At 74.4% G+C, this 12,423-nt stretch carries 12 protein-coding genes; 9 read left to right on the forward strand and 3 right to left on the reverse strand.

Going from position 1 to position 12,423, the window contains the following annotated elements; translation table 11 throughout:
• The first annotated feature begins 36 nt into the window (after nucleotides 1-36).
• Nucleotides 37-1,404: a TrpB-like pyridoxal phosphate-dependent enzyme gene (locus tag FMM08_RS12035; protein ID WP_147926581.1), complete on the forward strand. Its 1,368-nt coding sequence runs from the start codon at nucleotides 37-39 to the stop codon at nucleotides 1,402-1,404.
• 67 nt (nucleotides 1,405-1,471) lie between these two features.
• On the opposite strand, the gene FMM08_RS12040 is transcribed toward FMM08_RS12035, so the two are convergent.
• Complete coding sequence (locus FMM08_RS12040) at nucleotides 1,472-2,380, reverse strand: ATP-binding protein (RefSeq protein ID WP_187279719.1); 909 nt, start codon at nucleotides 2,378-2,380, stop codon at nucleotides 1,472-1,474.
• Nucleotides 2,381-2,485: 105 nt separating this feature from the next.
• Between FMM08_RS12040 and FMM08_RS12045 the strand changes: the two genes are divergently transcribed.
• Nucleotides 2,486-5,122 carry a DEAD/DEAH box helicase gene (locus tag FMM08_RS12045; RefSeq protein ID WP_147926583.1) on the forward strand — a complete coding sequence of 879 codons (2,637 nt, stop codon included), beginning with the start codon at nucleotides 2,486-2,488 and terminating at the stop codon, nucleotides 5,120-5,122.
• Nucleotides 5,123-5,209: 87 nt separating this feature from the next.
• On the opposite strand, the gene FMM08_RS12050 is transcribed toward FMM08_RS12045, so the two are convergent.
• On the reverse strand, nucleotides 5,210-5,602 hold the full coding sequence (locus FMM08_RS12050; RefSeq protein ID WP_147926584.1) for a phage holin family protein: 393 nt from the start codon (nucleotides 5,600-5,602) through the stop codon (nucleotides 5,210-5,212).
• Between the two features lie 122 nt (nucleotides 5,603-5,724).
• On the opposite strand from FMM08_RS12050, the gene FMM08_RS12055 reads away from it, so the two are divergent.
• The 6 genes from FMM08_RS12055 to FMM08_RS12080 all read left to right on the forward strand — a co-directional run bounded on the left by FMM08_RS12055 (nucleotide 5,725) and on the right by FMM08_RS12080 (nucleotide 10,586).
• The gene (locus FMM08_RS12055) at nucleotides 5,725-6,258 is read left to right on the forward strand and encodes an RNA polymerase sigma factor (protein ID WP_147926585.1); all 534 of its coding nucleotides are present in this window, start codon (nucleotides 5,725-5,727) and stop codon (nucleotides 6,256-6,258) included.
• Nucleotides 6,255-7,070, forward strand: a complete 816-nt coding sequence (locus FMM08_RS12060; RefSeq protein ID WP_147926586.1) for a hypothetical protein — start codon at nucleotides 6,255-6,257, stop codon at nucleotides 7,068-7,070. The genes FMM08_RS12055 and FMM08_RS12060 overlap by 4 nt, the downstream gene beginning before the upstream one ends.
• A gap of 165 nt (nucleotides 7,071-7,235) precedes the next feature.
• Nucleotides 7,236-8,309 (forward strand): NAD(P)-dependent alcohol dehydrogenase, encoded by a 1,074-nt coding sequence (locus FMM08_RS12065; RefSeq protein ID WP_147926587.1) that lies wholly within the window; start codon nucleotides 7,236-7,238, stop codon nucleotides 8,307-8,309.
• The gene (locus tag FMM08_RS12070; RefSeq protein ID WP_147926678.1) at nucleotides 8,309-9,082 is read left to right on the forward strand and encodes an SDR family NAD(P)-dependent oxidoreductase; all 774 of its coding nucleotides are present in this window, start codon (nucleotides 8,309-8,311) and stop codon (nucleotides 9,080-9,082) included. Before FMM08_RS12065 ends, FMM08_RS12070 begins: the two co-directional genes overlap by 1 nt.
• A gap of 29 nt (nucleotides 9,083-9,111) precedes the next feature.
• Nucleotides 9,112-10,113 carry an NAD-dependent epimerase/dehydratase family protein gene (locus FMM08_RS12075; RefSeq protein WP_147926588.1) on the forward strand — a complete coding sequence of 334 codons (1,002 nt, stop codon included), beginning with the start codon at nucleotides 9,112-9,114 and terminating at the stop codon, nucleotides 10,111-10,113.
• Nucleotides 10,110-10,586, forward strand: coding sequence for an ATP-binding protein (locus tag FMM08_RS12080; protein ID WP_147926589.1), 477 nt, complete (start codon nucleotides 10,110-10,112; stop codon nucleotides 10,584-10,586). Before FMM08_RS12075 ends, FMM08_RS12080 begins: the two co-directional genes overlap by 4 nt.
• Nucleotides 10,587-10,599: 13 nt before the next feature.
• Here FMM08_RS12080 and FMM08_RS12085 read toward each other — a convergent pair whose 3' ends face one another.
• Complete coding sequence (locus FMM08_RS12085; RefSeq protein ID WP_147926590.1) at nucleotides 10,600-11,283, reverse strand: HAD family hydrolase; 684 nt, start codon at nucleotides 11,281-11,283, stop codon at nucleotides 10,600-10,602.
• Nucleotides 11,284-11,321: 38 nt separating this feature from the next.
• Between FMM08_RS12085 and galE the strand changes: the two genes are divergently transcribed.
• Nucleotides 11,322-12,356, forward strand: a complete 1,035-nt coding sequence (galE, locus tag FMM08_RS12090) for a UDP-glucose 4-epimerase GalE (protein ID WP_147926591.1) — start codon at nucleotides 11,322-11,324, stop codon at nucleotides 12,354-12,356.
• Nucleotides 12,357-12,423 lie beyond the last annotated feature (67 nt).

Below are 12,423 nucleotides of genomic sequence, written 5' to 3' on the forward strand. Positions count from 1 at the left end.
GAGTGGGCGGGGTGCTGCTCACTACGCTCCCCGACCATGGCCTCTTCACCGGTGAAGCAGCACAAGTTCCTGCTCGACGAGTCCGAGATGCCGACCCGCTGGTACAACATCGTGCCCGACCTGCCGGCGCCGCCCCCGCCGCCGCTGCACCCCGGCACGCACCAGCCGATCGGCCCGGAGGACCTCGCCGGCCTCTTCCCGATGGACCTCATCGCGCAGGAGGTCAGCACCGAGCGCTACATCGACATCCCCGAGGAGGTGCAGGAGGTCTACCGCCTCTGGCGCCCCTCACCGCTCTACCGCGCGCACTCCCTGGAGAAGGCGCTCGGCACCCCGGCACGCATCTACTACAAGTACGAGGGCGTCAGCCCCGCCGGCTCGCACAAGCCCAACACCGCCGTCCCGCAGGTCTTCTACAACGCCAGGGCCGGCGTGAAGAAGCTGACCACGGAGACCGGCGCGGGCCAGTGGGGCACCGCGCTGGCGTTCGCGTGCTCGCTGTTCGACCTCGAGTGCGAGGTGTGGCAGGTCGGCGGCTCCTACGACGCCAAGCCCTACCGCCGCACCCTCATCGAGACCTTCGGCGGCACGGTGCACCGCTCGCCGTCGCGCCTCACCGAGGCCGGACGGGCCTTCCCCGAGGACCACACCGGCTCCCTGGGCATCGCCATCTCCGAGGCGGTGGAGGTGGCCGCGCAGCGCGAGGACACCAAGTACGCCCTCGGCTCGGTGCTCAACCACGTGCTGCTGCACCAGACCGTCATCGGCGAGGAGGCGCTGCTGCAGCTGGCCAAGGCCGGGGAGACCGACGTCGACCTCGTCATCGGCTGCACCGGCGGCGGCTCCAACTTCGGCGGGCTGTGCTTCCCGTTCCTGCGCGAGAAGATGGCCGGGCGCATCAACCCCGAGATCCGCGCCGTCGAGCCGGCGTCCGCGCCGAGCCTGACCCGCGGGGAGTACCGGTACGACTTCGGCGACACCGCCGGGCTCACCCCGCTGATGAAGATGCACACCCTCGGCCACGACTTCGTGCCCGACCCCATCCACGCCGGCGGCCTGCGCTACCACGGCATGGCCCCGCTCATCAGCCACGTCTACGAGCTGGGCCTCATGACGGCCACCAGCGTCGACCAGACCGCCTGCTTCGACGCCGCGGTCCGCTTCGCCCGCACCGAGGGCATCGTGCCGGCCCCCGAGCCGACGCACGCCCTCGCCGTGGCGATCCAGGAGGCGCTGGCCTGCAAGGAGACCGGGGAGGAGAAGGTCATCGTCACCGCGCTGTGCGGCCACGGCCTGCTCGACCTCGCCGCCTACGAGGCCTTCCTCGCCGGTCGCATGACCGACTCCGGCCTGTCCGAGGAGGACCTGCGCACGGCGCTCGCGGCCGTGCCCGCGATCGGCTGACCGGGCGGGCGCCCTCGTCGTCCTGGTCAGACCGACCAGGACGACGACGGGCGCAGCGGCCGCGCGCTCAGCCGTGGAGCTGGCGCACGACCTCCTCGAGGTAGAGCCGGCGCACGGCGGCGTGGCGGCCGAGCTGGTCGCCGCGCGTCAGCAGCGCACCCGTGAGCGACAGCCGGTGCGCGTCCTCCACGGCCTCGAGGAACCGGCGGGCGTCAGCGGCGGCGCCGGGGTCGAGCACGAGCTCCAGGGTCACCCGCTCGCGGCCCTCCCGGGCCGCGCGGACCACCTGCGTGCGCACCTGCACCCGCGCCGGCTCGAAGGCCTGGACGGCGGCGTCGAGGCGGCGCGCGAGCACGACCTCCTCGGGGGCGTCGTGCTCGGCGCGCGCCACGACGGCCGGGTCGTGCATGACGATCTGCAGCTCGCGGACGATGTCGTCGAGGTGCTCCTTGGCGGCCAGCAGCGCCGCCACGGGGAGGTCGGGGACCACCACGGTGACGGCCGTGTCGAGGTCGGCCCACATGGCGAGGAGGTCATCGGCGCTGGGGTCGTCGGGGTCGGTCCGCTCCTCGTCCCCGCCGAGCTCGAACCACACGCACTTGCCGGAGCCGGTGCGCTCGCTGCCCCAGCGGGAGGCCAGGGCCGCGACGAGCACCATGCCGCGCCCCGTCATGGAGGTCTGCAGCGCCGTGGCGAGGACCGGCATCGAGGGGCTGCCGTCGATGACGTCCACGCGGACGCGCTGGCGGTCCTGCCAGGACAGCACCACCTCGAAGGGGGTGCGCGCGTGCAGCACGGCGTTCGCCGCCAGCTCGGACAGCACCAGGCCGGCGTCGTCGGACAGGTCGGGGCGGCCGCGGGCGGCCAGCTCCGCCTCCACGAAGCGGCGGGCCTCGCGCACGGACGCCGTGACGGCCGGGTAGCGCGTGGCGCTGCGCCACCCCGTCCCGCCGCCGAACGACGTCTCCAGCCCCACCTGGCCATCCTCCTCGCGGGTCCGTCGAGCCGGGGGAGGGCACCGGCGCGGAGTCTCGGGGGTCACAGTAGGTGACCGCTGCCGCCCGGGAGCGGAGAAGGTCGCATGTCGCACCTGCTCGGCGCCCCCGCGTCACCGCGAGACCCCCTCCGCCGTCGCCGTGGGACCCTCGGGGACGTGCCAGACCCCGCCGACGCCACCACCGCCCTCGAGGTGGACCGGCGCCCCGACCTGCCCTCGCGCCTGCCGACGGGCGGCGCCGCGGCGGACCCGGACGCCGTCTTCGAGGCCTTCGAGGGGTGGGCCACCGACCGCGGCCTGAGCCTGTACCCGGCCCAGGAGGAGGCGCTCATCGAGGTGGTGAGCGGCTCGCACGTGGTGCTCGCCACCCCCACCGGGTCGGGCAAGTCGCTGGTGGCGCTCGGGGCGCACGCCGCGGCCATGGCGTCCGGGCGCCGCTCCGTCTACACCGCCCCCATCAAGGCCCTCGTCAGCGAGAAGTTCTTCGCGCTGGTGGAGGTGCTGGGAGCCCAGAACGTGGGCATGGTCACCGGTGACGGCGCGGTCAACGCCTCGGCGCCGGTGGTGTGCTGCACCGCCGAGGTGCTGGCCAACCGCGCGCTGCGCGAGGGCGCCGACCTGGACGTCGGGCTCGTCGTCATGGACGAGTTCCACTACTACGCCGACCGCGACCGCGGCTGGGCCTGGCAGGTGCCGCTGCTGGAGCTGACCCGCGCGCAGTTCCTCCTCATGTCCGCGACCCTCGGCGACACGTCGCGCTTCACCGACGACCTGCGCCGCCGCACCGGGCGCGAGGCCGTGCTGGTGGCCGGCGCGGAGCGTCCCGTGCCGCTCCACCACCGCTGGGCCATGACGCCCGTGCACGAGACGCTGGAGGAGCTGCTCGAGGCCCGCGAGGCGCCCGTCTACGTGGTCCACCCCACGCAGGCCGCGGCCCTGGAGCGCGCCCAGGCGTTGCTCTCCGTCACCGTCGCGGACAAGGGCGCCCGGGAGCGGATCGGCGAGGCCCTCGGCGGCTTCCGCTTCACGGCGGGCTTCGGGCAGGTGCTCTCCAAGCTCGTCCGCCACGGCGTGGGCGTGCACCACGCGGGCATGCTCCCCAAGTACCGCCGCCTCGTGGAGACCCTCGCGCAGGAGGGGCTGCTGCCCGTCATCTGCGGCACCGACACCCTTGGCGTGGGCATCAACGTGCCGATCCGGTCGGTGCTCGTCACGTCGTTGACCAAGTTCGACGGGCGCCGCACGCGCCTGCTGAGCGCGCGCGAGTTCCACCAGATCGCCGGGCGCGCCGGCCGTGCCGGCTTCGACACCTCCGGCACGTGCGTGGTGCAGGCCCCCGACCACCTCATCGAGAACGAGCGGGCGCTGGCCAAGGCCGGTGACGACCCCAAGAAGCGCCGCAAGGTGGTCAAGAAGAAGCCGCCGGAGGGCGAGGTCAGCTGGGCGCAGCCCACCTTCGAGCGGCTCGTCGCCGCGGCCCCGGAGCCGCTGACCAGCCAGATGCGGGTGACCCACGCGATGGTGCTCAACACCATCGCCCGTCCCGCGCCGACCGTGCCGGCGTTCCGCCGGCTGCTGCGCGACAACCACTCCGACCGCGCCACCCAGGTGCGCCTGGTGAAGCGGGCGGTGGCGATCGTGCGCGAGCTGGTGGCCGCCGACGTGGTCGAGAAGCTCGACGAGCCGGACGGCGACGGCCGCACGCTGCGCCTCACGGTGGACCTGCAGGCCGACTTCGCGCTCAACCAGCCGCTGTCGACCTTCGCGGTGGCGGCGCTCGACGTGCTCGACCCCGCCTCGCCGACGCCCGCCCTCGACGTCGTCAGCGTGGTGGAGGCGACCCTCGACGACCCCCGCCCGATCCTGCTGGCCCAGCAGTTCGCCGCCCGCGGCGAGGCGGTGGCGGCGATGAAGGCCGAGGGGATCGAGTACGAGGAGCGCATGGAGCTGCTCGAGGAGGTCACCTGGCCCAAGCCGCTGGAGGAGCTGCTCGGGGCGGCCTTCGAGCAGTACCGCCAGAGCGCGCCGTGGCTGCCGGAGGACGCGCTGAGCCCCAAGTCGGTGGTGCGCGAGATGCTCGAGCAGGCGATGACCTTCGGCGACCTGGTCCGCCGCTACAACCTCTCCCGCTCCGAGGGTGCGGTGCTGCGCTACCTGTCCGACGCCTACCGGGCCCTGCGCCAGACCGTCCCCGAGGACCGGCGCGGGGAGGGCCTGGACGACGTCATCGAGTGGCTCGGCGAGGTGGTCCGCCAGACCGACTCCAGCCTGCTCGACGAGTGGGAGGCGCTCACCCACCCCGAGGCGCTGGTCGACGGGTCTGCGCCCCCGCCCCCGCCGGCCCTGCGGGGGATCACGGCCAACGTGCGCGCGTTCACCGTGCAGGTCCGCAACGCGATGTGGCAGCGGGTCGACCTCCTGGCCCGCCGCCGCGCGTGGGACCTCGCCCAGCTCGACCCCGCGCTCGACCTCGACGCCTGGCAGGCGGTGGTGGCCGACTACTACGCCGAGCACGACGACGTCGGGGTGTCCGCGGCCTCCCGCGCTCCTGCGCTGCTGCAGGTCACCCACGAGAGGGAGGCGCGGCTGTGGCACGTGCGCCAGGTCGTCGACGACCCGGCGGGCGACCACGACTGGGGCTTCCTCGCCACGGTCGACCTGGAGGCCTCCGACCTGGAGGGGACCGCCGTCATCACCGGCCACGGGCTCCAGCGCATGTGATGCCCTCCTCCGGCACTCTCCCGCACGAGTGCCGGTGTGAGACCCCTCGGACCGGCACTCGCGCGGGAGAGTGCCGGCCTGGGCGGGTCAGACGCGGCGCTTGCGGCGCTCCGGCACGAGCAGCGCCAGCAGCCACGACACCACCCCGACGACGAGCGCCCCCAGCACCGCCGACCAGAAGAACCGGTCCACCACCAGCGTCAGCGGCGTGAAGCTCGACACCCACGCCGTCAGCTCGAGCATCGCGGCGTTCACCACCAGCGAGAACAGCCCCAGCGTCAGCACGTACAGCGGCAGCGACAGCAGCTTCACGACCGGCCGCACCACGGTGTTGACCACGCCGAACACCGCTCCCACCACCACGAACGTCACCGCCTGCTGGAGGTGGCCCTCGCGGGCGGTGATCGCGATGCCGGGCACCACGAGCGTGGTCACCCACAGGGCGACGGCGTTGACGAGCACGCGGACGATCACGGACATGCCCGCATGCTGGCAGACCACCTCGGATGTAGCGGCGCAGCGCGCACCGGACACGTAGGGGTGTGAGCACCCCGCTGACCACCGCCCCCGCCGCGGCTCCACCCACACCGCCAGGAGGGCCGGTGCCCGACGAGGACCGCTTCCAGGCCCTGTTCCGCGCTGCCTACCCCGACCTCGTCAGGTTCGTCGAGCGGCGGCTGCACCCGCTGGCCGCGGAGGACGTCGTCGCGGAGGTCTTCGTGGTCGCCTGGCGCCGGCTGGAGGAGGTCCCCGCCGACCACGGCCGGGCCCGCGCGTGGCTCTTCGGCGTGGCGCAGCGGACCATGCTGAACGCCCGCCGCGGCGACGCGCGCCGCCAGGCGCTCGCGGTGCGCGTCGGGTCGGTGCTGCCCGCCGACGTCGTCCCCGACGGCAGCGACCAGGTGGTCTCCCAGGTCGACCTCGCCCGCGCCTGGTGCCTGCTCAGCCCCGCCGACCAGGAGGCGCTCACCCTCACCGCGCTCGACGGCCTGACCACCGTCGAGGCCGCCGGGGTGCTCGGCATCAGCCGCACCGCGCTGAGCCTGCGCCTGGTCCGCGCCCGCCGGCGCCTGCGCGTGCACCTCGACCACCCCGCCACCCCGAAGACCGCGCCCGCTGACGGAGGCCCCCGATGAACGCCCCCCTGACCGAGCTGGACCTCACCCGCATCGACCCCACCCTGGGGCGCACCCCCGACCCCGCCTCCCCGGCGGCGGAGGCACTGCTGGCGCGGGTGCTCGCCACCCCGCGCACCCCGGAGGACCTGACCAGGGGGACGACGACGGCGACCGTCCGGCGCTCGGCCCGGCTGCGCCGCCGGTGGGTGCTCGTCGGCGCGGCGGCGGCTGTGACGGCCGCTGGCCTCGTGGCCTCGCAGGTGGTGTCCGACGCCGGGACGCCGCAGGCGTTCGCCTCCTGGACCTCCGACCCGACGCCGCTCACAGCCGAGCAGGCAGCCACGGCCGAGGCCGACTGCCTCGCCCTGATGACCGACGAGGGCCGGACGCCGCGAGGTGAGCGGGTGGCGGGTCTCGCCGACACCAGGGGCGGCTACCTCGCTGCGCTCGCCGCCACGGACCAGGGCGTCGCGACGTGCCTCTCCGCGCTGCCTGGCCGGCGCGACCCGGTCCTCGGCGCGGGGACGGGCCTGGGGGCGTGGGTTCCGGCGGACGCCGTCGCCGCCCCCGCGCCGGACGGGACGACGGTCGTCTTCGGGGGCGGCATGACGACCGCCCAGGGGTCGTACACCCAGGCGTTCGGCCGTGCGGGCGCCGACGTGACGGGCGTCGTGCTCACCGACGCCGACGGGCGCCGCGTGCAGGCCACCCTCGGCGGCGGGTGGTTCACGGCCTGGTGGCCGGCTGAGGCCACGGACTCCCTCACCGTCCGCACGACGCTGGCCGACGGCCGCACCACCGAGCGCGTGGTGCACCGCGGCGAGCACTGAGCACCACGCCCTTGCCTTCCCGCTCCGCAGCGCCTCGTGGGCACTCTCCCGCTCGAGTGCCGGTAGCAAGGTCCCCTCACCGGCACTCGGGCGGGAGAGTGCCGGCAGGGGGGCGGGCACCCCGGCTGAGAACGTTCTCAACGCCGGCGGGGCATGATGGCCCGCATGAGCGCTGCGACGGAGCAGAACAGGGCCCAGGCGGCCCCCGGGGTGCCTGACCGCCTCCCGGAGACGATGCGGGCCAGCGTGCTGCTGGCCGAGAACACGGTCGAGGTGCAGGAGCGCCCCGTCCCCGAGGCGGGTCCCGGGGAGGTGCTCGTCAGGGTGGGCTCCGTCGGGGTCTGCGGCTCCGACGTCCACTACTACCGGCACATGCGCGCCGGGGAGTTCGTCGTCGAGTCGCCGATGGTGCTGGGCCACGAGATGGGCGGCACCGTGGTGGCCGTCGGCTCCGGCGTGGACGCGTCCCGCGTCGGCGAGCGCGTGGCGGTGGACCCGCAGCGCCCCTGCCACCACTGCTCGCAGTGCCTGGCCGGCCGCTACAACCTCTGCCCGCACATGCGCTTCTACGCCACGCCGCCGGTGGACGGGTCCTTCGCCGAGTACGTCACCGCCCCCGCGGAGTTCGCCTTCCCCGTGGCCGATGGCCTCTCCGACGACGCGGCCGCCCTCCTCGAGCCGCTCAGCGTGGGCATCGCCGCGATGCGCAAGGCCCGCGTGGTGCCCGGCCAGCGGGTGCTCATCGCCGGCGCCGGCCCGATCGGCATCATCACCGCCCAGGTCGCCCGGGCCTTCGGCGCTCGCGAGGTCATCATCACCGACCTCGTGGCGCCCCGCCGCGAGCGCGCCCTGGGCTTCGGCGCCACCAGCGCGGTCGACCCGCGCGAGACCGACGTGACGGCCCTCCAGGTCGACTCCTTCATCGACGCCTCCGGCGCCCCGCCGGCCATCACCTCCGGCATCCGGTCCGTGCGCGGCGGTGGCACCGCCGTGCTGGTGGGCCTCGGCAACCCGGAGCTGACGCTGCCGGTGAGCTACATCCAGGACAACGAGATCTCCCTGACCGGCATCTTCCGGTACACCGACACCTGGCCGCTGGCCGCGCACCTGGTGGCGTCGGGCCAGGTGGACGTCGACTCCCTCGTCACCGGCCGCTACGACCTCGACCACGCCGCCGACGCGCTCGACTCCGACAAGGACCCGGAGAGCCTGAAGTCCGTCGTGGAGCCGTGGCGCTGATGGCGGCGGGCTGGGGGCCGTTCAGCCTCGAGGGGCGCACCGCCGTCGTCACCGGCGGCAACCAGGGCCTCGGGCGCGCCTTCGCGCTCGGCCTGGCGGCCGCCGGCGCGAAGGTCGCGATCATCGCCCGTGACGGAGCCCGGTCCCAGGCGTTCGTCGACGAGGCGGCAGCGGACGGCGTCGAGCTGGTCCGGGTGGACGCCGACCTCACCGTCGACGCCGACGTCGAGCGCGCCACCGCCGAGGCCCTGGCGGGTCTCGGCGGCCGCATCGACGTGCTGGTCAACAACGCCGGCACGTGCTTCCACCGGTCCAGCTGGGAGGTGCCCGACGACGAGTGGTCGGCGGTGTTCGACCTCAACGTGCGGGCGCTGTGGAAGACCTCCCTCGCGGTGGGCCGCCACATGCGCGAAGCCGGGGGCGGCTCGATCGTCAACATCGGCTCGATCTCGGCGATCATCGTCAACCGCCCGCAGGAGCAGGCCGCGTACAACGCGTCCAAGGCGGCCGTGCACCAGCTGACCAAGTCGCTGGCCGCGGAGTGGGCGCCGCACGGGATCCGTGTGAACGCCCTCGCCCCGGGGTACGTGCGCACCGCGATGGCCCCTGTCGACGAGCCCCGGTTCCGCCGGCAGTGGATCGAGGACGCACCGCAGCAGCGCGCCGCCTCTCCGGAGGAGATCGCGCCGAGCGTGGTGTTCCTCGCCAGCGACGCCGCCAGCTTCGTCACGGGCACCGTGCTCGTGGCCGACGGCGGCTACACGATCTACTGACCTGCCCGTCCACCCAGACAGGGAGTCCCGTGCGCGTCGTCGTCATCGGAGCCACCGGCCACGTCGGCACCTACCTCGTGCCCCGCCTCGTCGCGGCGGGGCACGAGGTGGTGGCCCTCTCGCGGGGCACCCGCGAGCCCTACCGGCCGCACGAGGCGTGGGCGCGGGTCCAGCGGGTGCAGGTCGACCGGGACGCCGAGGAGGCCGCGGGCAGCTTCGGCGGCCGCATCGCCGACCTGGGCGCCGACGTCGTCGTCGACATGGTCTGCTTCACCCCCGAGCAGGCGGCGCAGCTGGTCGAGGCGCTGCGCGGACGGGTCGGGCACCTCCTGCACGCGGGCACGATCTGGACCCACGGCCGCGCTGCCGCGGCGCCCCTGCGCGAGGAGGACCCGCGCGAGCCGTTCGGCGACTACGGCGTGGGCAAGGTCGCCTGCGAGGACCTCCTGCTCGCGGAGTCACGCCGCGGCGGGGTGCCCACCACCGTCATCCACCCCGGGCACATCAGCGGGCCCGGCTGGCGGGTCATCAACCCCCTGGGCAACACCGACCCGCGCGTCTGGGCCGCGCTCGCGGCGGGCGAGGAGCTGGCCGTGCCGGACGGCGGGCACCAGCTCATGCACCACGTGCACGCCGACGACGTCGCCCAGGTGTTCCAGCGGGCCCTCGAGCACCGCTCGACGGCGGTGGGGGAGAGCTTCTTCGCCGTCTCCGACCGCGGCTGGACGGTCCGCGGGCTGGCCAGGGAGGTGGCGTCCTGGTTCGGCCAGGAAGCCCGGCTGCGCGACGTCACCTGGGAGGAGTTCCGCTCCGGCTACACCGCCCGGCTGGGTGGGGACGAGGGCGCCGAGCACGCCGGAGCCTCATGGGAGCACCTCGTGCGCAACCACAGCGCCTCGGTGGAGAAGGGCCGGCGCCTGCTCGGCTACGAGCCCCGCTGGACCAGCCCGCAGGTGCTGCGGGAGGCACTGGTCTGGCTGAGTTCCCACGGAGAGGTCGACCTCGGTGGCAGGGTGCTGCCGTGCGCGTGAGGCTTCCCAAGGACACCAGGGCACCGCTGCTGGCGCGCGCCTTCGTGCGCAAGGAGCTCGGAGAGCTGCACTCCGTCGAGGTGCGCGACCGCGTCGAGCTGCTCGCCTCCGAGCTGGTCACCAACGCCGTGGTCCACGCCGGCTCGCTGGTCACCATGGACGTGGTGTGCGAGGCCTCCGGCGCGGTGCTCGTAGAGGTCGCCGACGGCAGCCCCGTCCACCCGGTGCTGCGCCAGATCGACCTCCTCGACGAGAGCGGCCGTGGCCTGGAGCTGGTCGACAAGCTCTCCGTGGAGTGGGGCGTGCGCGAGGGCGGCCTGCGCGAGCTGGAGCCCGCGGTCCCGGCCGGCGGTGCTGACGCCGCAGGTGAGCAGAAGGCCCCGGCCCTGCCGGCGGCGCTCGCGGCGGCCCTGGGCGGACGGGTGCCGCGCCAGGCCACCGGCAAGGTGGTCTGGTTCCGCGTCAGCAGCTGACGTCCGGCTGGCGTCAGGTGAGCGGCGAGCCTTCCAGGCGCGCCAGCAGGTCGGCCGCGTCGTCGTAGAGCGGGGCGTCCGGGGCCTCACCGCGCAGCAGCTCGTCGCAGAACCCGCCGGAGCGCACGAGCACCACGCCCACCCCGGCGGCGTGCGCCGAGCGCGCGTCCCACGGGGAGTCGCCCACGGCCACCGCGCGCTGGGCCCCCACCTTCTGCGCTGCCACCGAGAAGAGGTCTCCCGCGGGCTTGGACGCCTCGACGTCGTCGGCGGTGGTGACGGCGTCGACCACCTCGTCGACCAGGTCCGCTCCGATGATCGCGCAGTGGCGCTCCAGCAGGTCGCCCGGACTGGAGGACGCCAGCACCACCGCCAGCCCCCGCTCGTGGCACGCCCGCAGGAGGTCGGCGGCGCCGGGCAGGGCGGGCACCCGGTCCAGCAGCGCCAGGTACTCGGTCTTCCACGCCTCGCGCACGGCGTCGCCGTGCTCGCGCTCGACGTCGTCGCCGGCGACGGCGGCCACGAGCTGGTCGCCGCCCATCCCCACCGCGCGGTGCAGGTGCGGTGCTGGGACGACGACGCCGACCCCCTGGAAGGCGCGGGTCCACGCCACGACGTGCTGGTAGTTCGAGTCGACGAGGGTGCCGTCGACGTCGAAGAGGACCGCGTCCGGAAGGTCGTTCGTCGAGGCATCCATCGTGGGAGCCTCGCACCCTCCGTGTAGCGTCGCGAACCGTGCGCATCCTGGTGACGGGCGGAGCGGGGTACATCGGCAGCCACACGGTGGTGTCGCTGCTGGAGGAGGGACACGACGTCGTCGTCCTGGACGACCTGTCCAACGCGAGCGCCGAGGCGGTGCGGCGGGTCGGTGAGATCGCCGGCCGCGAGGTCGAGCTGCTCGAGGTGGACGTCACCGACGAGGCCGCCGTGCTGGACGCGCTGCAGCGCGTGCGTCCCGAGGCGGTGGTGCACTTCGCGGCGCTCAAGGCCGTGGGCGAGTCGGTGGCCCAGCCCGAGAGGTACTACCGCACCAACGTCGGCGGCAGCCTCAACCTCGTCAAGGCGATGGACGCCGTCGACTGCCGCACCCTCGTCTTCTCCTCCTCCGCCACCGTCTACGGCGCGGCCACGCAGATGCCGCTCACCGAGGACGCGCCGCTCGGCGCCACCAACCCCTACGGGTGGACCAAGTTCATGGTCGAGCAGGTCCTCCGAGACGTCGCCACCAGCGACGACCGCTGGTCGGTGGCGCTGCTGCGCTACTTCAACCCGGTGGGCGCCCACCCGTCGGGCCGCATCGGGGAGGACCCGCGGGGCATCCCCAACAACCTCGTCCCGTTCATCGCCCAGGTGGCCGTGGGCCGCCGCGAGCAGCTGACGATCTTCGGGGACGACTTCGACACCCCCGACGGCACCGGCGTTCGCGACTACATCCACGTGGTCGACCTCGCCGAGGGCCACGTCGCCGCGCTGCGGGCGCTCGCGGGCCTGTCCGGCGGGGGGCGCGGTGCCGGCGCCCGCGCCTGGAACCTCGGCACCGGCCGCGGCTCCTCCGTGCGCGAGGTGGTGGCGGCCTTCGAGAGGGCGTGCGGGCACGAGGTCCCCGTGCGGGTGGCCGCCCGCCGCCCGGGCGACGTGGCGGTCTCCTTCGCGGACCCGGCCCGGGCCCGGGCCGACCTCGGCTGGACGGCGCAGCGCGGCCTGGACGAGATGTGCGCTGACACCTGGCGCTGGCAGACCGCCAACCCCCAGGGCTACGCCAGCGCCTGACGCATGAGCCCAGCGTGCTCGATTAGTCACGCTGAGTTATATCGCTGCAGGAGTTCGTCGCCGCTCC

This window comes from Quadrisphaera setariae (assembly GCF_008041935.1).
Lineage (GTDB): Bacteria > Actinomycetota > Actinomycetes > Actinomycetales > Quadrisphaeraceae > Quadrisphaera > Quadrisphaera setariae.

Bases quoted from the DNA above. Each gene is read 5' to 3' on its own strand.
- FMM08_RS12085 (WP_147926590.1), bottom strand. From the start codon at position 11,283: ATGGATGCCTCGACGAACGACCTTCCGGACGCGGTCCTCTTCGACGTC.
- FMM08_RS12060 (WP_147926586.1), top strand. From the start codon at position 6,255: ATGAACGCCCCCCTGACCGAGCTGGACCTCACCCGCATCGACCCCACC.
- FMM08_RS12050 (WP_147926584.1), bottom strand. From the start codon at position 5,602: ATGTCCGTGATCGTCCGCGTGCTCGTCAACGCCGTCGCCCTGTGGGTG.
- FMM08_RS12070 (WP_147926678.1), top strand. From the start codon at position 8,309: ATGGCGGCGGGCTGGGGGCCGTTCAGCCTCGAGGGGCGCACCGCCGTC.
- FMM08_RS12065 (WP_147926587.1), top strand. From the start codon at position 7,236: ATGAGCGCTGCGACGGAGCAGAACAGGGCCCAGGCGGCCCCCGGGGTG.
- FMM08_RS12035 (WP_147926581.1), top strand. From the start codon at position 37: ATGGCCTCTTCACCGGTGAAGCAGCACAAGTTCCTGCTCGACGAGTCC.
- FMM08_RS12045 (WP_147926583.1), top strand. From the start codon at position 2,486: ATGTCGCACCTGCTCGGCGCCCCCGCGTCACCGCGAGACCCCCTCCGC.